The 19,066-nt window shown below is 65.1% G+C and carries 16 protein-coding genes and 1 pseudogene; 7 read left to right on the top strand and 10 right to left on the bottom strand.

Translation table 11 applies throughout. The features are described from left to right. Positions 1-19 precede the first annotated feature (19 nt). The 5 genes and pseudogenes from ureC (at position 20) to ureG (ending at position 4,131) form a co-directional block, all read left to right on the top strand. Entirely contained in the window at positions 20-1,738 is a 1,719-nt protein-coding gene (ureC, locus tag ACPEE1_RS18600) for an urease subunit alpha (RefSeq protein WP_182345097.1), read from the top strand. Positions 1,739-1,752: 14 nt separating this feature from the next. Beyond that, positions 1,753-2,235 (top strand): GNAT family N-acetyltransferase, encoded by a 483-nt coding sequence (locus ACPEE1_RS18595; RefSeq protein WP_423934345.1) that lies wholly within the window; start codon positions 1,753-1,755, stop codon positions 2,233-2,235. Positions 2,236-2,246: 11 nt separating this feature from the next. Continuing rightward, positions 2,247-2,768: pseudogene (gene ureE / locus ACPEE1_RS18590) on the top strand (urease accessory protein UreE); the annotation flags it as partial. Next, complete coding sequence (locus ACPEE1_RS18585; protein ID WP_423934342.1) at positions 2,768-3,475, top strand: urease accessory protein UreF; 708 nt, start codon at positions 2,768-2,770, stop codon at positions 3,473-3,475. The pseudogene ureE and the gene ACPEE1_RS18585, both read left to right, overlap by 1 nt. Next, the gene (gene ureG / locus ACPEE1_RS18580; RefSeq protein ID WP_116924697.1) at positions 3,472-4,131 is read left to right on the top strand and encodes an urease accessory protein UreG; all 660 of its coding nucleotides are present in this window, start codon (positions 3,472-3,474) and stop codon (positions 4,129-4,131) included. Before ACPEE1_RS18585 ends, ureG begins: the two co-directional genes overlap by 4 nt. An 18-nt stretch (positions 4,132-4,149) precedes the next feature. Here ureG and ACPEE1_RS18575 read toward each other — a convergent pair whose 3' ends face one another. The 7 genes from ACPEE1_RS18575 to rpoH all read right to left on the bottom strand — a co-directional run bounded on the left by ACPEE1_RS18575 (position 4,150) and on the right by rpoH (position 11,395). Next, positions 4,150-4,653 (bottom strand): gamma-glutamylcyclotransferase family protein, encoded by a 504-nt coding sequence (locus ACPEE1_RS18575; protein ID WP_116924698.1) that lies wholly within the window; start codon positions 4,651-4,653, stop codon positions 4,150-4,152. Between the two features lie 22 nt (positions 4,654-4,675). Next, positions 4,676-5,599, bottom strand: a complete 924-nt coding sequence (locus tag ACPEE1_RS18570) for a DUF6999 family protein (protein ID WP_182345101.1) — start codon at positions 5,597-5,599, stop codon at positions 4,676-4,678. Continuing rightward, complete coding sequence (locus tag ACPEE1_RS18565) at positions 5,596-7,539, bottom strand: iron-containing redox enzyme family protein (RefSeq protein WP_182345102.1); 1,944 nt, start codon at positions 7,537-7,539, stop codon at positions 5,596-5,598. The genes ACPEE1_RS18570 and ACPEE1_RS18565 overlap by 4 nt, the downstream gene beginning before the upstream one ends. Positions 7,540-7,545: 6 nt before the next feature. After that, the gene (locus ACPEE1_RS18560) at positions 7,546-8,409 is read right to left on the bottom strand and encodes a fatty acid desaturase (protein ID WP_182345574.1); all 864 of its coding nucleotides are present in this window, start codon (positions 8,407-8,409) and stop codon (positions 7,546-7,548) included. Positions 8,410-8,512: 103 nt separating this feature from the next. Continuing rightward, complete coding sequence (locus tag ACPEE1_RS18555) at positions 8,513-9,277, bottom strand: sterol desaturase family protein (RefSeq protein ID WP_182345103.1); 765 nt, start codon at positions 9,275-9,277, stop codon at positions 8,513-8,515. Continuing rightward, positions 9,274-10,245: a Bug family tripartite tricarboxylate transporter substrate binding protein gene (locus ACPEE1_RS18550; RefSeq protein WP_182345104.1), complete on the bottom strand. Its 972-nt coding sequence runs from the start codon at positions 10,243-10,245 to the stop codon at positions 9,274-9,276. Before ACPEE1_RS18550 ends, ACPEE1_RS18555 begins: the two co-directional genes overlap by 4 nt. A gap of 172 nt (positions 10,246-10,417) precedes the next feature. Continuing rightward, positions 10,418-11,395 (bottom strand): RNA polymerase sigma factor RpoH, encoded by a 978-nt coding sequence (gene rpoH / locus ACPEE1_RS18545; RefSeq protein WP_052329887.1) that lies wholly within the window; start codon positions 11,393-11,395, stop codon positions 10,418-10,420. A 336-nt stretch (positions 11,396-11,731) separates the two neighbouring features. Between rpoH and cutA the strand changes: the two genes are divergently transcribed. Next, complete coding sequence (cutA, locus tag ACPEE1_RS18540; protein WP_423934336.1) at positions 11,732-12,094, top strand: divalent-cation tolerance protein CutA; 363 nt, start codon at positions 11,732-11,734, stop codon at positions 12,092-12,094. A gap of 26 nt (positions 12,095-12,120) precedes the next feature. On the opposite strand, the gene ACPEE1_RS18535 is transcribed toward cutA, so the two are convergent. The 3 genes from ACPEE1_RS18535 to ftsY form a co-directional block, all read right to left on the bottom strand. Then, positions 12,121-12,900 carry a DeoR/GlpR family DNA-binding transcription regulator gene (locus tag ACPEE1_RS18535; protein ID WP_116924703.1) on the bottom strand — a complete coding sequence of 260 codons (780 nt, stop codon included), beginning with the start codon at positions 12,898-12,900 and terminating at the stop codon, positions 12,121-12,123. A gap of 147 nt (positions 12,901-13,047) precedes the next feature. After that, entirely contained in the window at positions 13,048-16,218 is a 3,171-nt protein-coding gene (locus ACPEE1_RS18530; protein ID WP_423934333.1) for a metallophosphoesterase family protein, read from the bottom strand. Positions 16,219-16,372: 154 nt separating this feature from the next. Beyond that, positions 16,373-17,587, bottom strand: a complete 1,215-nt coding sequence (ftsY, locus tag ACPEE1_RS18525) for a signal recognition particle-docking protein FtsY (protein ID WP_116924705.1) — start codon at positions 17,585-17,587, stop codon at positions 16,373-16,375. 28 nt (positions 17,588-17,615) lie between these two features. On the opposite strand from ftsY, the gene ACPEE1_RS18520 reads away from it, so the two are divergent. Beyond that, entirely contained in the window at positions 17,616-19,061 is a 1,446-nt protein-coding gene (locus ACPEE1_RS18520; RefSeq protein ID WP_423934329.1) for a M16 family metallopeptidase, read from the top strand. Positions 19,062-19,066: the final 5 nt, after the last annotated feature.

The raw sequence follows: 19,066 nt of genomic DNA, 5'->3' as shown, positions 1-19,066 counted from the left end.
CTAAGACAGGATGGTTCTGATGGCAACAATGGACAGACGCGCATACGCAGAGACCTATGGGCCCACGGTGGGTGACCGCCTGCGCCTGGCCGATACCGAACTGGTCGTGCAGGTGGAGCAGGACTTCACCCTGCGTGCGGGCGGCTACGGCGAAGAGGTGAAGTTTGGCGGTGGCAAGACCATCCGTGATGGCATGGCGCAAAGCCAGCGCAGCAGTGCGCAGGGCGCGATGGACACGGTGCTGACCAATGCGCTGATCATCGACCACTGGGGCATCGTCAAGGCGGACATTGGCCTGAAGGCCGGCCGCATTGCCGCGATTGGCAAGGCCGGCAACCCGGACACGCAGCCGGGTGTGGACATCATCATTGGCCCGGGCACCGAGATCATCAGCTGCGAAGGCATGGTCGTGACCGCTGGCGGCATCGACACGCACATCCACTTCATCGCGCCCCAGCAGATCGAAGAGGCGCTGACCAGCGGCGTGACGACGATGATTGGTGGCGGCACCGGCCCGGCCACCGGCACCTTTGCGACCACCTGCACGCCCGGCGCCTGGAACATGGAGCGCATGCTGCAGGCGGCCGATGCCTTCCCGATGAACCTGGGCTTTCTGGGCAAGGGCAATGCCAGCCTGCCGCTGGCCCTGCATGAGCAGATCGATGCCGGCGCGATTGGCCTCAAGCTGCACGAGGACTGGGGCAGCACGCCGGCGGCCATCGACAACTGCCTGGATGTGGCCGAGCTCACCGACACCCAGGTGGCGATCCATACCGATACGCTCAACGAAAGCGGCTTTGTCGAAGACACGGTGGCCGCGTTCAAGGGCCGCACCATCCACACCTTCCACACCGAAGGGGCGGGCGGCGGCCATGCGCCCGATATCTTGAAAGTGGTGGGCGAGGCCAATGTGCTGCCCAGCTCGACCAACCCGACGCGGCCCTACACGATCAACACCTTGGATGAGCATGTGGACATGCTGATGGTCTGCCACCACCTTGATGCCGGGATTGCCGAGGACCTGGCCTTTGCTGAAAGCCGCATCCGCAAGGAAACCATTGCGGCCGAGGATATCCTGCACGACATTGGCGCCATCAGCATGTTCAGCTCCGACAGCCAGGCCATGGGCCGGGTGGGTGAGGTGATCCTGCGCACCTGGCAGACGGCGCACAAGATGAAGCTCCAGCGCGGCGCCTTGCCCGGCGACAGCGAGCGGCATGACAACTTCCGCATCAAGCGCTACATCGCCAAGTACACGATCAACCCGGCCATTGCCCATGGCATCAGCCATGAGGTGGGCAGCCTCGAAGTGGGCAAGTGGGCCGATATCGTCATCTGGAAGCCGGCCTTCTTTGGCGTCAAACCCAGCTGCATTCTCAAGGGCGGCTTTATCGCGATGGCGGCCATGGGTGACCCCAATGCCTCGATCCCGACACCCCAGCCGGTGCACTACCGCCCGATGTTTGGCGCCTTTGGCGGGGCGATTGCCAGGACCTCGCTGACCTTTGTCTCGCAAGCGGGCTTGGCTGCCGGCATTGGCCAGCGCTTTGGCCTGGCCAAGACCTTGTCGGCTGTCAAAGGCATACGCGGCTTGCAAAAGCAGCACATGGTGCACAACGACCTGGCGCCGCACATGGAGGTCGATGCCCAGACCTATGCGGTGCGCGCCGATGGCCAGCTGCTGACCTGCGAGCCAGCGAGCAGCCTGCCGATGGCCCAGCGTTATTTTCTGTTTTGAACCGGTAAGGACCCATGGCAAGCCCATTGATTTTCAAGCTGGACCCCGTGACCGACGCGCGCGTGCTGGCCTTTTTGGAAGCGCACCTGAGCGATATGCGCCGTATCTCGCCGCCCGAGAGCGTGCATGCGCTCGACCCCGCGCAGCTGCGCGCGCCCGGGCTGCAGCTGTGGACCGGCTGGACCGCTGCGCAGGAGCCCAAGACCCTGGTCGCCACCTGCGCGCTCAAGACCCTGGATGCCGGCCACCTGGAGCTCAAATCGATGCGGGTGGAGGCGGCGCAACGCGGCTCAGGCGCCGCCCAGCAGGTGCTAGACCATGTGCTGGCCCAGGCCCGCGCGATGGGGGCCAGGCGCATCAGCCTGGAGACGGGTACCGAGGCCTTTTTTGCACCGGCGCGCCGTTTTTACGCGCGCAATGGCTTTGTGGACTGCGCACCGTTTGGCAGCTACCAGCCCGATCCGAACAGCTGCTTTATGCGCCTGGAGCTGCCATGACGGACGGGGCGATGCTGCAAGTCTCCAAATGCCTGCCCGCTGGCCAGGGCCTGGCACCGGCCCTGCGCAAGCGCGCAACTGTTGTCGAGCTGGACTGGGATGTGCGCCAGAAATCGCGCTTCTCGGCCACCGACAGCAGCGGCCGTGCGCTGGCGATTTTTCTGCCACGCGGTCAGGCCGTGCGCGGAGGCGATGTGCTGGTGGCCGAGGACGGCTCGGTGATCCAGGTGGTGGCCGCGCCGCAGAACGTGCTGCATATCAGCGCTTGCGCGCAGCATGGCTCGGCTTTTGACCTGATGCGCGCCGCCTACCACCTGGGCAACCGCCATGTGCCCATCGAGCTGCAGCCCGACCACCTCAAGATCGAGCCCGACCATGTGCTGGCCGACATGCTGCGCAGCATGCATATGACCGTGGTCGAGGCGGAGCTGCCTTTTGAGCCGGAAGGCGGCGCCTATGGCGGGCATGTCACCAACGATGGCCACAGCCACCATGGGCATGGCCATTCCCATCCGCATCCGCACCACCTCGGATGAGCACGCCGCTCCTCACCCTCTCACCCGCCAGCTTTTTGCAGCTGATGTGGCTGGCTTCGCCGGCTTTGCCGATCGGCGGCTTCTCCTATTCGGAGGGGCTGGAGGCGGGCGTGAATGCCGCGCTGGTGGGCAACGAGGCGCAGGCGGCCGACTGGATTGCCGAGCAGCTGCAGCTCAGCCAGGCCCGGGGCGATATGGCGGTGCTGGCCCAGGCCATGCAGGCCTGGCACAGCGATGAGCGTGGGCGCCTGGTGGCACTCAACGCCTGGGTGCTGCAGACGCGCGAGAGCAGCGAGCTGCGCCTGCAGACCGAGCAGATGGGCCGCTCGCTGGTGGCCTGGTTGCAGAACCGCTATGCCGATGATGGCGAGGCGCTGGCCCGGGTGGCCTGGCTGGCTGCCCAGGATGCAAGCTACCCGCTGGCCTTTGCGCTGGCCGCGCACCTGGCAGGCGCAGGCGCGCGCGATGCGCTGCTCGCCTATGCCTTTGGCTGGGCCGAGAACATGGTGCAGGCAGCGATCAAATCCGTGCCGCTGGGCCAGAGCGCCGGCCAGCGCATTCTGGCGCGGCTGGCAGAGGCGATACCGGCGGCGGCCGAGCATGCGCTGGTGCTGGGCGATGACCAGCGCCAGGCTTTTTCCCCGATGCTGGCCATTCTTTCGGCCCGGCATGAACACCAATACTCACGGCTTTTTCGATCATGAGCACTGCACTGCACCACATCCCCCACCGCAGCAAAAAGCTGCCTCCGCTGCGCGTTGGTATCGGCGGGCCCGTGGGCTCGGGCAAGACCACCATCTTGGAGATGCTGTGCAAGGCCATGCGCGACAAATGGGACCTGATCGCCATCACCAACGACATCTACACCAAGGAAGACCAGCGCCTGCTGACCGTCAGCGGCGCGCTGCCAGCCGAGCGCATCATGGGGGTGGAGACGGGCGGCTGCCCGCACACGGCGATCCGCGAAGATGCCTCCATCAACCTCGAAGCCATCGACCGCATGCTGGGCCAGTTTCCCGATGCCGATATCGTGTTTATCGAATCGGGCGGCGACAACCTGGCTGCGACCTTCAGCCCCGAGCTGTCGGACCTGACCATCTATGTGATCGATGTGGCGGCCGGCGAAAAGATCCCGCGCAAGGGCGGCCCGGGCATCACCAAGAGCGATCTGTTTGTGATCAACAAGACCGATCTGGCCCCCTATGTCGGTGCCAACCTGGAGGTGATGCGCAGCGACACCGAACGCATGCGCAGCACGCCCAAAGGCACCAAGCCCTTTGTGATGACCAACCTGAAGACACTGGACGGCCTCGATGAGGTGGTGGCCTTTATCGAAAAGCAGGGCCTCCTGCTGGGCTGAGTTGCCGTACCGAGGGCATCAGCGCTGGGGCGTATTGAGGCTAAAAGCCGTATCGGGGTGCTCGCGGCCCTGCTGCGTAATCCAGGCCAGCCAGTCCTGCGCCGTGATCTGCGTGCGGCCTTGCAAGGCCGGGGGCAGGGCCTCGTAGACCAGCACCTCCAGCGGCTGTTGGCCGCCGCTGGTCAGCGCGACGTCCAGCGTCAGCACGCGCTTGGTGTATTCACCCACATCCTGCGGCCAGATGCCTTCGATGCGGTCCATGGCCTGCTCCAGTGCATCGTTCAAGGGGTAGACCTCGGCGAGCACCAGGCTGCTGCCCTGCAATTGCAGGCCCGGGTACCAGCCCAGGTCATACAGCGTTCCCGTCAGCAAGCTGCGGCCCAGCAGGGCGATGCCAGGCTGCAGCCGGGCAATGTCGTTGACGCCCCCGGCGCGCAAGGTGCCATAGACGGCGACATGCCCCGCGCCGCAGGGGTGCCAAGGCGGGTTGCGGATGGGATGTTCTGGGGGCGGAGTCTGCATCGAATACTGTGGTGGAGATTGATCAGCCGGCCTGCGCAGGCCGGCCCGCCGCTTGCCGGGTCTTGGCAATTTCGCGGCTGGGTAGCGGGGTCTCGCCGGTGGCCATGCGCATCAGCAGGCAGTGCAGCATCTCGGTGGACAGGCCATGGAGCACCAGGCGGTGGCCAGCGCGCAAGGTGGACAGGGGCACCAGCGGGTGCTTGTTGTTGAGCATCACCAGGTGCTCGGGCGAGGACAGGATCTTGGCCGCATAGATGGCAACGGTTTCATCGAGCTGCAGCGAATTGCTGGCGCGCCAGAAATCGTTGTCGGTCAGCAGCAGCTGGTACACCGGCGTGTAGATCTCGATGGCGCTTTGCAGATCGAGAATGTTGAGCCGGCCATGGGGCATCGCGGCCAGCTGCAGCGGTGGGTCGCAGAGCATGCCAAAGTCGGGCTCGGCCACCGGGCCCATGTGCTGGCCGTGGCTGCGCAGCGTGGTGTTGAGCCGGATGACAAAGTTGAACAGGTTCAGGTCGTGCTTCAGGAACAGCTCGTCCTTGATGTCATCGATCTCCATCGGGGCCAGCGGCTTGGTGGGCACGGGCGTGGGCGCATTGGCGCCGATAAAGCTCAGGATCTGCGAGCCCAGGTGGAAGTGGCGCATGATGAGCCAGTTCGCCTCGGGCGAGACAAAGCGGTTCATGCTGAAGGCCAGGGTGCGGTGCAGCAGCTTGGAATGCGCCCAGCGCTTGGGCAGCAGCACCTTGAGCACCTGGATCAGAATGATGCTGATGCGCGCAATCGGCCGGATGAAGGGCAACAGAAACTGGCGCGAGCGGCTGCTCGAATCCTTGAGCCAGGCGGCCTTGACATGGTCGGGCAGCGGCGTGCTGTCGTCCAGGTAGAGCGCGAGCCAGGGGTTGGGGTCGCGCTCGTCGTGGGGGATGTCCCGAAAATCGGTCATCGTGCGCGCTCCGAGGCCGTGGCTTCCAGAATGTGCCGGAACTGCATCAGGTAGAGCGCAGAGGTATGGCGTGCGGTCGCGGCAATCGCTGCTGCGGCGGTGCCGGTCTCGTCCAGCGCCATCACCATCTGCACCGCCAGCAGCCAGCGCTCCAGGTGGTCTTCGTCATTGGCGCCGTGGTACTCCAGAAAGCGGAAGCACTCTGGGCCCAGCGCCAGGTGCTGGCGCAACAGCGGCAGCAGGCTGGGAACGATGCGCTGGCCCGTACCTTCAATGATGTAGATGGCGCCCAGGAGGCCAATCGGGTTGGGAGTGGCTGCCAGGCTGTGCAGGTAGCTGTTGAGCGCCTCGCCGCCGGGGTTGCGGCGCAGCTGCTGGATGTCGGTTTCGGTGCCCCCGGCATTCAAGTAGTCCTGGTGCAGGATCTTGAAGTCGTTCTGCTCCTCGCTGGCATGCACGCCCATCAGCGCAGCCAGCTCGGCATAGGCCCCTGTGAGCGAGGTGGCACCTTCGCGCATCCACAGGCTGCCTTCGCGCACCTGCGGCACCCATTGGCTCATCCAGCGCACATAGTCGGCCTGCTGGATCTGGCCGCTGTGGATGCGGTGCACCAGCGGCGTGCGCCAGACCTGGGAGCGGTAGTCATGCCAGATGCTGGCCAGCTCGGTCAGCAAGGGCGCCAGGCCCGCTGGGGCTGCGGCCGGATCATGGGGCGGGGCGATCAGCGCGCTTTCTGCAGCGGCTGCGGCCTGGGGCGCGCGTTGGGCCGGGGTGCTGGCGCTGGTGGCAGACGTGCCAGCAGGCGTGCTGCGCTCCACCTCCAGCAGCATATAGCCAGCGGTAAAGCGGCCGGACTCGGGCACAAAGCACAGCATGGTGTCGCCGGGTTTCAAGCGCTCATGCTGGGTCTGCAGGTATTCGGCGATCATCACAAAAATCGAGGCCGCGCCGGTATTGCCGCGCCAGGCCAGGTTGCTCCACCAGCGCTCCCGCGGGATCGACAGCTGCGCCTTGTTCAGCAGCTCATCGACGACGGGAATGAATTTCTCGGACGAGTAGTGGCACAGAAAATGGTCAATGCCGCGCTCGGGCAGCCAGCCCTGGTGGGCGATGCGGGCGTACTCGTGGATGCAGACATCGAAGAGGTGGGGCAGCAGGCGGATGTCCTGGCGCAGGGACAGCGCGCCTGCGGCCTCGGCCTCGGCCCAGGAGGGGAAATCGAGGTGGCTGCGCTGGCGGTCATGCGTGAGGCCCAGCTGCATGCACACCGGGTAGTCGCCGGCAAAGCTGCGCTGGTGGGTCCAGCGCAGTTTGAGGCGCAGGTCGGGGCGCTGGGGCAACGCGGCGCCCTGGCCCAGCAGCACGGCGCCGGCGCCATCGCTCAGCATCCAGCGCAAAAAGTGCGCATCGAAATCGGTGTTGTAGTCCTGGCCCGCGTAGCGCGAGCGCTTGAAAAGGCGCGAGGGCATCTCGCTGGCCACCGCCAGCGCATGGGCATGCGTGCCGTGCTCCACCGCCAGCGCCGCGCTTTGCAGCGCACCCACGCTGGCCGCGCAGACGCCCTGCACGCTGAGCAGCTCCATCGGCGGGGCGGCCATCTCGCCCTGGATCATGCTGGCAAAGCCGGGCATCAGCGCGTCGCCGCCAGAGGACCCGCTGGCCAGAAAGCCAATGTCGGCCAGCGGCCGCGCGGCCTGCGCCAGGGCCGCTTCGATGGCGCCCTTGGCCATTTGCGCATTGCTGTAGCGGGTGCTGCCATCGGGCGCAATCGCGTAGTGGCGCTGCTGGATGCCGTTTTCCGCCAGGATGCGGCGCTTGATGCGTTCGGACAGGCGGTTGAGTGGTGCGACATAGGCATCCATGCCGTCGTTGGCAATGGGGGCGCCGGGCATGAAGTGACCGGCGGATTCGATATAGACCTGCGAATAAGCGACTGGCATAGATGACTACTTTTTCTCCATAGGCGGCATCAGCGACCGGCTGCGGGCCGATCGGCAAACCATCCCTCCAACAAAGACCCGTGCCATATAGGGCAACAGGCCTGCCTCATTGAGCGCCGGGTGGACCCGGTGTCGGTATTCTTCAGCATGCAAACGGGTCAACGCGGACCAGTGGGCATGCGGGCATTCGTGGTGGGCGGTGTGCAGGCCAATATTAAAGAGCAGCGGGTTGACCCAGCCTTCAAAATTGCGCGCGTAGTTCAGCATGCCACCGTCGGTATCGTTTTTGGACTTTGGGGACTTGCGGCCATCGGCATGTGCATGCTGCAGGTAGTTGGTGGCCAGCAGCCAGTGCAGGCCATGGAGCTGGGGCAGGATGACAAAGACCAGCGCCTTTTTCCAATCCAGCGCCAGCAGCCCCGCCCAGCTGCCCAGCCACAGTGCGTACTGGCCCATGCAGTAGCGAAAGGCGCCGGGCTGGCGCCGGCGCAGCCCCGCCAGCCAGCGGATGAACAGCGGGTACAGCACCCAGGCCGCCTGCAGCGGGTGGAGCAGGTAGCCCCATAGGTGGTTGCTGTCACCGCCAAAGCGGTAGGTGCGGGCGATGTCCTGCTCGCCATGCTTGTAGCGGTGGTGGTTGGCCACATGGGCGGGCCAGAACACAAAGGTAGGGTGGCCCTGCAGCAACGTCAGCGCATAGTCGGTGGCGCGGTTGGCCCAGCGGCTGTGCGGCCCCGTCCACATGCGCAGGTGCGTGTGGTTGTGGTGGATGACGCCGATGCCCAAGGTCAAAAATAGCTGGACCAGATAGAGCCACCAGACCAGGCCATGCTGCCACTGCCAGGTGGCGATCAGCGGCAGGGCCAGCATGTAGAGCAGCGATTGCCAGTCACGCCAGTGGCGCAGCCGGGGCAGTGTGCGGGAGGCGGTGGCGGGCAGGGGCGGGCTGTCGTCGCGGGTCATGCCAACCGGGTCAAGCAGCGGGGCGGCCTGGGGCCGGGCGTGGAGGGCGCGGGGGCAGCGGGTCTGCTTCGCTGCGCATCAGGCGGTCCATAAAGGCCAGTGCAAAGCCATAGTTGCCGGCGGGCCGGGCATGGTGCAGGTGGTGGCGGCGGCTGGCAGCCAGCGGGTGGCGGGGCCCTACGCGCGGGAAGAAGTCGTAATTGGCATGGCCTACGGCGTTCAGGAAGATGCTGAACACCGGCACCGAGGCCAGCGACCAGAAGGCAAAGTCATGCAGCACCATCGGCAGCAGGATCACATTGCCCAACATCATCGCCTCGATGGGGTGAAAGCTGTAGGTCGACCAAGGCGTGACGACGACCGAGCGGTGGTGGTCGCCATGGAAGCGCTTGAACCAGCGCGTGTGCAGCAGGCGGTGGTTGATCCAGAAATGCACATCGTTCCAGATCAGCAGCACCCAGATCTCGATGGCGATTTGCCAGCCGCTGGGCGCCACTGCAAAATGCGCCCAGCCCAACTGCACGAAGCCCCAGGGCACGACCATGCCCAGGCCAAACACCAGGATCGAATGGAAAGACTGGCGCCACTCGCGCCGCAACTGGTCGGGCTTGAGCGGCCGGGTATCGAGCACCTGGCCGATGCCGCGTCGTTGTAGAAAGCCGGTGAGCGCCGTCATGCCCAGGCCACCCGCCACATACAGGACACTGAAAAATGCCAGGCCCCAAGCCATCACCTGCCAGGCGCTGAGGTCGGAGAAGACTTGGGCGGCCGTCATTGCGCGCGGATGTTCTGCTCTTTGATGATGGCGCCCAGCGCCTTCACATCGGCATCAATGCGGTTTTTCAGGCCTTCGGGCGAGCTGCCCACCGCCTGCCAGCCCTGCAGGGCGAGCTTTTGGCGCATCTCGGGGCTGCGCACGATCTCGCCCACGGCCGCAGCGAGCTTGTCGACATGGGCCTTGGGCATGGCCTTGGGGGCGGCCACGGCGTTCCAGATTTCCATGTCGTAGTTGGCAATACCCAGCTCCTTGAGGCTGGGCAGGCCGGGAGCCAGCGGGCTGCGGGCGGCCGAGCTCACGCCAATGCCGCGCAGCTTGCCGGCCTGGATCTGGTTCATCGCCAGTGCTGGTGGCAGCATCGAGAGCTGCAGATCGCCGCCCTGGATGCCGTTAAATACCTGCGGGTAGCCGGGGTAGGGGATGTGCTCGGGCTTGATCTTGGCACGGCTCTTGAGCAGCTCCATGCCCAGGTGGCCGATGGTGCCCACGCCAGGTGAGCCATAGCTCCAGCTGCTGCCCGCCTGGCTGGCGGCCTCGAAAAAGGCCTTGCCCTCCGGGGCCTTGGCCGGGGCGACCAGCACCAGCGGGGCCACGCCAATCAGGCCGACAGGCTGCAGATCGGTCAGCGGGTCGTAGCGGATCGCGGGGTTGAGCAGCTTGGCAATCGTCATATTGCCGTTGATCATCACGCTGAAGGTGTAGCCGTCGGTGGCGCGCGCCACGTATTCGGCGGCGATGTTGCCGCCAGCCCCGACCTTGTTCTCGACGATGATCGGTTGGCCCAGGGCCTTTTCCAGCGGCTCGGCCAGCGCGCGGGCGGTCAGGTCAGGCGAGGATCCTGCCGGGAAGCCCACGATCAGGTGCAGGGGTTTACTCGGCCAGTTGTCCGCAGCCAGGGCGCCGGTGCTGGCGAGGGTGGCCAAAGTGGCTGCCACCAGGCAGCGGCGGGACAGGGAAAAATGCATAAAAGCTCCAGATTCGCATGGCTGCCCGCATGGGTGGAGGTTTATCCGTCTGTACGTCCGCCGGGCTCATACGGGCCATAAAAAAAGCGCACAGGCCGGAGGCATGTGCGCTTTGATTATCGCCAATTGCGATATGGATGTGTGCTGCGATAGCAGATCGTTGCAATACGGCTTAAGCGTATTCGGCCAAGGCCTTGCGCATCTTCTTCATCGCTGCCGATTCGATCTGGCGAATCCGCTCGGCGCTGACGCCGTAGACAGCGGCCAGGTCGTGCAAGGTCATGCCGCCCGAGCCATCGTCGTTCACCTTGAGCCAGCGCTCTTCCACAATGTGGCGGCTGCGCTCGTCCAGGGTGGCCAAGGCTTCCTGAATGCCATCGGTGGCCAGGTAGTCGCGCTGGCGCGACTCGATCATCGCGGTGGGCTCATGCGAGGCGTCTGCCAGATAAGCGATCGGGCCATAGGCCTGCTCGCCGTCATCGGAGGGGCTCGGATCGAGCAGCACATCGCCGCCCGACAAGCGGGTTTCCATCTCGATCACGTCTTCGCGCTTGACATTCAGGTGCGCGGCCATCGCGTCGATTTCGCTCTCGGAGAGCGTCTCGCGCTGCATCGCGCCGTCTTCCATGCCCGCTTCGGCCTTGAAGCCCTGCTTCATCGAGCGCAGGTTGAAGAACAGCTTGCGCTGGCTCTTGGTGGTGGCCACCTTGACCATGCGCCAGTTCTTCAGAATGTATTCGTGGATCTCGGCCTTGATCCAGTGCATGGCGTAGCTGACCAGACGTACGCCCTGGTCCGGGTCAAAGCGCTTGACGGCCTTCATCAGACCGACGTTGCCTTCCTGGATCAGATCGCCGTGCGGCAAGCCGTAGCCCATGTACTGGCGGGCAATGGATACCACCAGGCGCAGGTGCGAGAGCACCAGGCGGCCGGCGGCCTCTACATCACCGTTTTCCTTGAGTTTCTTTGCATAGCCCAGCTCTTCCTCGGGGGTGAGCATGGGGATGCGGTTGACCGCAGTGATGTACGCGTCCAGATTGCCCAGGGGTGGCACCAACGACCATGGGTTTGCAGGAGCCAATGCGGTAGAAATGGTGGCGGCTCCAGAATGAGTTGTCACGCTAGAAGTCCTTTCGTCTATGCGATACATAGTAACACCGGTAGGAGTCCCTTGATGCTGTGGGAGTTCCCATGCTGCAGTGCGGTAATCTCGGGTTTAAGTTCTGACTAAGAACGGCGAGGATTGGCGTAGATAAAGAATAGCTTGCTCCTGATTTTGATGCTATTCACATTTCTTTATCGCGACCATAGCGGCTGGCGGGGCGCTGTCTGACACCCGTTTCCGCTTTCAGGGCAGTTGGAGTGGGCAGTCTGTGGATAAGTTCCATACTGGCGGCTAAAAATCTGGATATATTCTCAGTGGTTGGGGTGCTGTCAAGCAGCCTTCCAAATGCAGCGTGTTTGATAAAAATCATGGAGTTGAATAATGCATCCCTTGGCCATGAACCCCGGCCCGGCCGGCCACTACCTGGTGGCATGGGCCAGCACGACGGTGGACAGTGAAACGGCGGCCCAGGCGCTGGCCCAGGCGGGCGTGAAGGCCCGCCTGGCGGCCTGCGCCCAGGTCGAGAAAATCCATTCGCACTACTGGTGGGACGGTCAGTTGCAGCAGGCCGATGAATGGCGCATTACCTGGAAGACCACGCCCCCCAGCCTGCTGGCCTTGCAGCGTTTGCTGCTGCCGCTGCACCCCTATGCGCTGCCGCAGTGGCTCTGGGGTGAGAGCGCGGCCAGCCCCGCCTATGCGGCCTGGGTCGCGGCGGAAGTGGGCTCTGCGCTGCAGGTGTGAAGGGCTACGGCGTCTGGTCAGCCTTATCAGACGGGCAGCACAGCCACGCCCTGGGCGCCGAGCGCTGCCAAGGCCTCGGTGTTGGCGGGATGGGCATTGGTGATCAGCGTCTGCTGGGTGGGTGGGCAGGCGACGGCGTAGCGGCTGCGCAGTCCTATCTTGCTGTAGTCGGCCAGCACCAGCATGGACGAAGACTGCTCGGCCATGGCGCTGGCCAGGCTCGCTTCATGCTCGTTGCCAAAGGTCACGCCATCGTGCGCGCTGATGCCCACCGGCGAGAGCAGCGTGACATCGGCGCGGTAGCGGCGGATCTCATTGAGGGTGACCTCGCCATAGGTGCAGGGGATCTCGGGGTTGGTATCGCCGCCCAGCAGCACCACGCGCATGCGGTTCGCCGTGCCAGCGGGCGCCTGGGTGCCAGCGAGCTTGAGGGCCACGGTGATGGAGTTGGTGACCACGACCAGGCGGCTGATCAGGCTGAGCTCTTCGGCCAGGATGGCCGTGGTGGTGCCGGCATCGATAAACACCATCTGGCCCGGTTGCAGACGCTTGACCGCCGCCTTGGCGATCGCGCGCTTCTCGGCCACGCGCAGCGCCTGGCGTTGCACAAAAGGGGGCTCGTCTTGCGTGACGCGGGCGACGCCGCCATGCACGCGCCGCACCAGGCCCATGGATTCGAGCGCCAGCAAATCCTGGCGCACCGTTTCGCGGGAGACCTGCATGTCCTGGATGAGTCTTTCGGTGCTGAGCCGGTCGATCGAGGCGAGCAGCGACTGGATGCGGACAAAGCGGTCTTCTTGCAGCATGGATGCGTTTCCTTCAAGGGCAGTCCGGCAGCGCGGCCTGCGCTATTTTGCAGTAGCGGCCTGGACGGCCGTGTGTAATCAAAAAGGCCCCCTGCATGACCCATGCCCAAGGGCAGAAGGTGGTGCAGAGGGCCCGGAGGCTGCCAATCAGCGTTGACGACGTGCGAGCGCAGCGCCTGCCATCAGCAGCATCGACACCAGCAGCAGGGCCAGCGGCTGGTTGGTGGGCACGGGCGTTGCCGCTTGCGATGGCGGCACCACCACATCGGCAGGCACGGCGACCAGCACCGGATCGACGATGGCGCCGTTGACCAGGCCGTCTTCGTCGAGCGGGCCGCCGTCGGTCACGGTATAGCGGACCACGCCGCCGGCCATGCTGGCGCCGGCGATCTCGCTGACCTGGCGCTTGCCGTCTGCTGCGGTATGCACCTTCATCACGCGGCTGTTGGCGGGCAGGTCGGCGGGCACCTCCAAGCGGACCTGGGCGCTGAAGCCTTCATGGGCGCAGCCCGACAGCGTGAAGGACAGCAGACCGGTGGCGGCTTTCAGGCCGGCGGGCAGCAGGTCGGCAGGCACTGCGCTGACGCTGGCGTTGGACTGGTCGCAGCGGGTGGCGGCCTGGATGTTCAGGGCCATCGCGGGCAGGTTGCCGCCGGGCGTGGGCAGCTGGGTGTCGATGAGGTCCTGCACCGGTGGCTCGGGCTCAGGCGCAGGGTGGCCCAGCTCGAAGGAGCCGGTGGCGCTCCAGTCGGACCAGTTGAGGTGCGTATCGCGCACGCGCACCCGCCAGTACCAGCGCTCATCCTGGCCCAGCTGCAGCACCTGCGGGGCCTGGCCCTGGAAGGGGTCCCAGGCCGAGCCCTTGCTGCCATCGGCCTTGGCCAGCTGCGCATAGCACTGGCGGCCGCCCTGGCGCTCAGCGCCGCTGTCACCGTCTTCATCCCACTTGTAGCCGCAGCTCCAGCGGTCACGCAGGCTGTTGCCGCCGGCAATGATGGCGCTGGTGAGCTTGCCGCGCTCCGTGCCCGCATCCACATTCGGGTAGACGCGCTGGGGGTTGGCCAGCAGGTAGCCCAGCGGCAAGGTCGCAATATCGGCATCCTTTTGCGTGTTGACGCGCACACCATTCAGGTAGGTCCAGTTCTCGCTGCGGGTGTCGTTGCCCCAGACGTCGTAGACCGGTTGGCCGGCGGCAAACTGCGGGTCCTTGGAGACCTGCCATTGCGCCTCATAGAGCGCCGGGCCTGCGCCTGTGCGGTAGGCGAGCTTCAGGCTGGCCGGGTCGACCTGGCCGAGCTTGGCCTGGACCAGCTCCGGCTGGAAGGACCAGGCCTGGCTGGTGATCGCGATGCTGTCGTCGGGCGTGCTGCTGGTGGTGGACGCACCCAGGTCGTAGCGCTTCCAGGTCAAAGCCGGGGTGGCGCTGCCAAAGCTGGCTTCCAAGGTGCCGTAGCCAAAGCTGAGCTTGGTGTTGGCGATGACGTCCAGGTCGCTGTCATCGCTTTGCTTGGCGCCTTCGAGCGCGCCGCTGCCCGAAGCCACATTCAGCCAGAGGTGGCGGCTGTTCATCGAATTGCCGCGCTCGTAGAAGTGCACATGGCCGTTCAAGTTGGCGGTGATGGCGCCGGTCGTGCGGCCATAGTCTTCCATCTGGGCGATGAAATCGCAGGTGGCCATCACCTCGCCTTGGCGCCATTTTTCGCTCAGGCAAGGGTGGTGGTTGAGCAGCACCATATAGGGCTTCTTGTCCACACGGGTCTGGGCCATCAGGCCGGTAAACCAGTTCAGGTGCTCTTGCATGTAGTCGGCGCGAAAGAGCCCGCGGCCGTTGTCGTAGCCGGTCCAGCCGCCGGTGTTGTGCATGGCCGAGGCGGGGTTGAAATCGCTGCCGACAATGCGCATGCCCAGGTAGTCCAGCTGGTACCAGTGCAGCGGGTGCTTTTGAGAGCCATTGGCGGGCATGCGGTTGAAGTACTTGCGGTAGGTCTTGGCCCAGCTTTTCTCGCTGCCGGCGCTGGCCTGCTCGCCGCCAAAGTACTCGTGGTTGCCGGGCGAGGGGATCAGCGGCACATAGGCCGTGATGGCGGCGATCGGGCCGAAGAACTGGTCTTTCCAGTTGCTGCGCGTACCGCCCGATCCGACCAGGTCGCCGGGCACCATGAAGCCGGCCAGGCTCTGCGCGCACTGGGCAGCAGAGCCCGCGCAGTCGTTGTTGATCACGCCCAGGGTGATGTTCTTGAGGCGGTTGGCCAGGCCATCCTGGGTGTCCGAGACCACGGCGAACTTGGCGCTGGCAACGCCATCGCCCTCGCGCGGCCAGGTCTTGAACTGGAAGGGGCCGGCCAGCTTGGGCGCTGCACTGGTGCCGGTGACCACCGCGTACTCATAGAGCGTGTTCGATTGCAGGCCGGCAATATCGGCAAAAAATATGCTGCTGTCAGCAAAGTCACCCACCGGGTTGATGGCGGGCGCCAAGGTGTAAGGCCCGCTGCTGCCGGCCAGGCGCCACCAGATGGTGGGGGCCGGTTCGCTGGTCTCCAGCATCACCGCCATGTGGTCGGGGCCGGGGTTCTGCAAGGTGGGGCCCACGGTCAGCGCGGGCGCGTTGGCAGTGCTGGGCAGCTTGGCGGGGTCAAAGGGCTTGGGTGGTTCGCTGCTGGTTTGCGTCAGCACCACATCATCGAGGCCCCAGTACCAGTTGTTGTCGGTGTTCAGGTAGCTAAAGCGCAGGCTGACTTTTTTGGCGCCGGCCGGGGTACTGAAGGCCAGGCTCTCGGTCTGGTTCAGGCGCGAGGCACTGGTCTCATGCAGCAGGGTCTGCACGGAGCTGTCATCAAACACGGCCTCGACCTTGATGCTCTCCTTCTTGGTCGAGCCCATCTGGAAATGGTTGAGAAAGCCCAACGCGTAGCTGCCGCCGCCCAGCACCGCAATGCTGGGGCTTTCCATCACGGTGTTGAAGAACAGACCGCTGTTGGGCCGCAGGCCATCGGATTCGGCCACCGCGATCTTGCCGCTGGCCTTTGTCAGCTTGGCGCGATCGCCGCCCGAGACCTGGGCGGTCCAGTAGGCGGGCGTGACAAACTTCCAGCCCAGCCAGGGCAGTTTGGCGGCGGTGGAGCGGCCACTGGTGGCCACTGTCTCGGCATTCTCTAGGCGCATTGTCCAGCCAGCTGGCCCGGTCGTGCCCAGGCCGCTGGGTGCATCGGCGCTCGCCGCATTGAAATTCTCGCTAAAGACCACCGTTTGGGCCAGGGCCAGTCCGCTGACTGCCCAGAGCCCGGCGGCACACAGCTGCCGCAAGCTTGCTATTTTCATGAAACCTCCTGCCGTCAAGGCCGATGTGGTGAATGCATGTCGTCACCAGGAAGTGCAAAAAATAACAAGATTGCATGAAACTACAATGACGCGGGCGCAAAAAAGCCCTGCGCCAGAGGGCAGGGCTTGGAACTGCGATGGGGCTGCTGGGCGATCAGGCGAGCAGCGCCTGGGCAAATTCCTTGGCGCTGAAGGTCTCGAGGTCTTCGACCTTTTCACCCACACCGATGAAGTACACAGGGATGGGGCGCTCCTGCGCGATGGCGGCCAGCACGCCGCCCTTGGCCGTGCCGTCGAGCTTGGTGACGATCAGGCCGGTCAGCTGCAGTGCATCGTCAAAGGCGCGCACCTGGTTGAGCGCGTTCTGGCCGGTGTTGCCATCAATGACCAGCAGCACCTCGTGCGGCGCGCTGCCATCGGCCTTGGTGACGACGCGTTTGATCTTCTTGAGCTCTTCCATCAGGTGCAGCTGCGTGGGCAGGCGCCCGGCGGTATCCACCAGCACGACATCCTTGCCCCGGGCCTTGCCGGCGGTCACCGCATCAAAGCTGACGGCCGCGGGGTCGCCGCCTTCCTGGCTGATGATCTCGACGGTGTTGCGGGTGGCCCAGACGCCCAGCTGCTCACGCGCCGCAGCGCGGAAGGTGTCGGCCGCTGCCAGCAGCACGCTCTGGCCGGCATCGGCCAGGTGCTTGGTCAGCTTGCCGATCGAGGTGGTCTTGCCAGCGCCGTTGACGCCAGCCACCATGATGACCGTGGGGCTGTGCTCGCCAATGACCAGTGGCTTTTCCAGTGGCGCGAGCAGATCTGCCAGCGCGCTGGCCAGCAGGTCCTTGACAGCGGCGGGGTCGGTGGTCTTGCTGTCCTTGACGCGCTGCTTGAGGTCTTCGAGCAGATGCTGGGTTGCCTTGACGCCGGTATCGGCCATCAGCAGCGCCTCTTCGAGCTCTTCGTAGAGCTGCTCGTCGATCTTGGTGCCGGTGAAGACCGTGGCAATGCTCGAGCCGGTTTTGCGCAAACCGCTCTTCAAGCGGTTCATCCAGCTGTCGCGGCTGCTGGCGGGCTCGGATGCTATAGTGATAGGAGCTACCGGAGCCTGCGGGGCTTGTGTAACTGGGTTTTTCGTGACCGTTTCTGCAGCCGTGGGTGCCGGGGCTGCGGCCTTGCCGCCCATGCCCAGGCCACGCAGCCAGCCCGTCTTGGTGGGCTCGGCAGCCACAGGGCGGATCGGGGTCAGCGGCGCGCTGGGCACCTGGGGTGCGGGCGGCGGGACATCGGCCGCTGGAGCGGGCGCAGGCGCTGGCTCGGCGGCGGAAGGGCTGGGGGCTGCGTCGGCAGCGGGAGATTTTTTCTTGAAAAAACTGAACATTGTGCGCTACGTAGAATCAGCCTATTTTATGAAACGTTCCACCATTTTGCTGGCCTTGATGGCCTCCCTGGGCGCTGGGGCTTCTCCAGCCTGGGCCGCATCGCCTATGCCCACCACTGCCATCGCCTCCAATTCTGCTGGGGCCCAGCAGTTCAAACTGTCCAATGGCATGGACCTGATCGTACAGCCTGACAAGCGCGCGCCCACGGCGGTGCACATGGTCTGGGTGCGCGTGGGCTCGATGGACGAGGTCGACGGCCGCTCGGGCCTGGCCCATGCGCTCGAGCACATGATGTTCAAGGGCACGGCCACCGTAGCGCCCGGCGATTTTTCGCGCAAGGTCGCAGCGCTCGGCGGGCAGGACAATGCCTTTACCAACCGCGACTACACCGGCTACTACCAGCAGATTCCGTCGGGCAAGCTCGAAGAGGTGATGCGCCTGGAGTCAGACCGCTTTGCCAACAACCAGTGGCCCGACAGCGAGTTCAAGAAAGAGATCGAGGTCATCAAGGAAGAGCGGCGCATGCGCACCGACGACAACCCGCGCGCCAGCCTGATGGAGCAGCTCAACGCTGCGACCTGGCAGGCCTCGCCCTACCACCGCCCGGTGATTGGCTGGATGGGCGACCTCGACTCCATGCACCCCGATGATGCCCGCGCCTTCCACAAGGCCTGGTATGTGCCGGAGAACGCGGTGGTGGTGGTCGCTGGCGATGTGGATGTGGACAAGGTGCGTGCGCTGGCCGAGAAATACTACAGCAGCATTCCAGCGCGTGCCTTGCCGGAGCGCAAGCCCCGGCCCGAGCCACTGCAAAAGGGCGAGCGCCGGCTCGACTACAAGGCGCCTGCCGAGCAGGCCTATGTGGTGATGAGCTTCAAGGTGCCCGACCTGCGCAACCTGGTCGAGCCCAAGGACAGCGACAAGGATGCGATGGCGCTGTTGATGCTGGGCTCTGTGCTCAGTGGCTATGACGGCGCGCGCCTGGACCGCCAGCTGACCCAGGGCCCCGGCCGCGTGGCTGACGCCACCTTCAGCGGTGCCAGCGTGGTCAACCGGGGGCCTTCCACCTTCTTGCTGGGCGGCGTGCCATCGCAAGGCAAGACCGCCAAGGACGTGGAGGCGGCTTTGCGTGCCGAGGTGGCCCGCGTTGCCAAGGAAGGCGTGGGCGAGGCCGAGCTGGAGCGGGTGCGCACCCAGTGGCAGGCCTCTACCGTGTATGAGCGCGACTCGGTCTTTGGCCAGGCCAATGACCTGGGCTCCAACTGGGTGCTGGGCTTGCCGCTCGATGCCAATGACAAGCTGCTGGCGCTGATGAAAACGGTGACAGCCGCGCAGGTGCAGTCGGTGGCTGCGCGCTATTTTGGCGATGACCAGATGACAGTGGCGACCCTGGTACCCCAGCCGCTGACCGATGCCGACCGCGCCGCGCAAAAGCGTAGCGGTGCCGCGACCAAGGACGGGGCGGTGCACTGACCAAA

It is taken from the genome of Comamonas sp. 23, assembly GCF_049601575.1.
GTDB classification, from domain to species: Bacteria; Pseudomonadota; Gammaproteobacteria; order Burkholderiales; family Burkholderiaceae_C; genus Comamonas; species Comamonas squillarum.
Note: the sequence above shows the minus strand (reverse complement) of the source record. Positions and strands in the feature narration are given on the sequence as shown.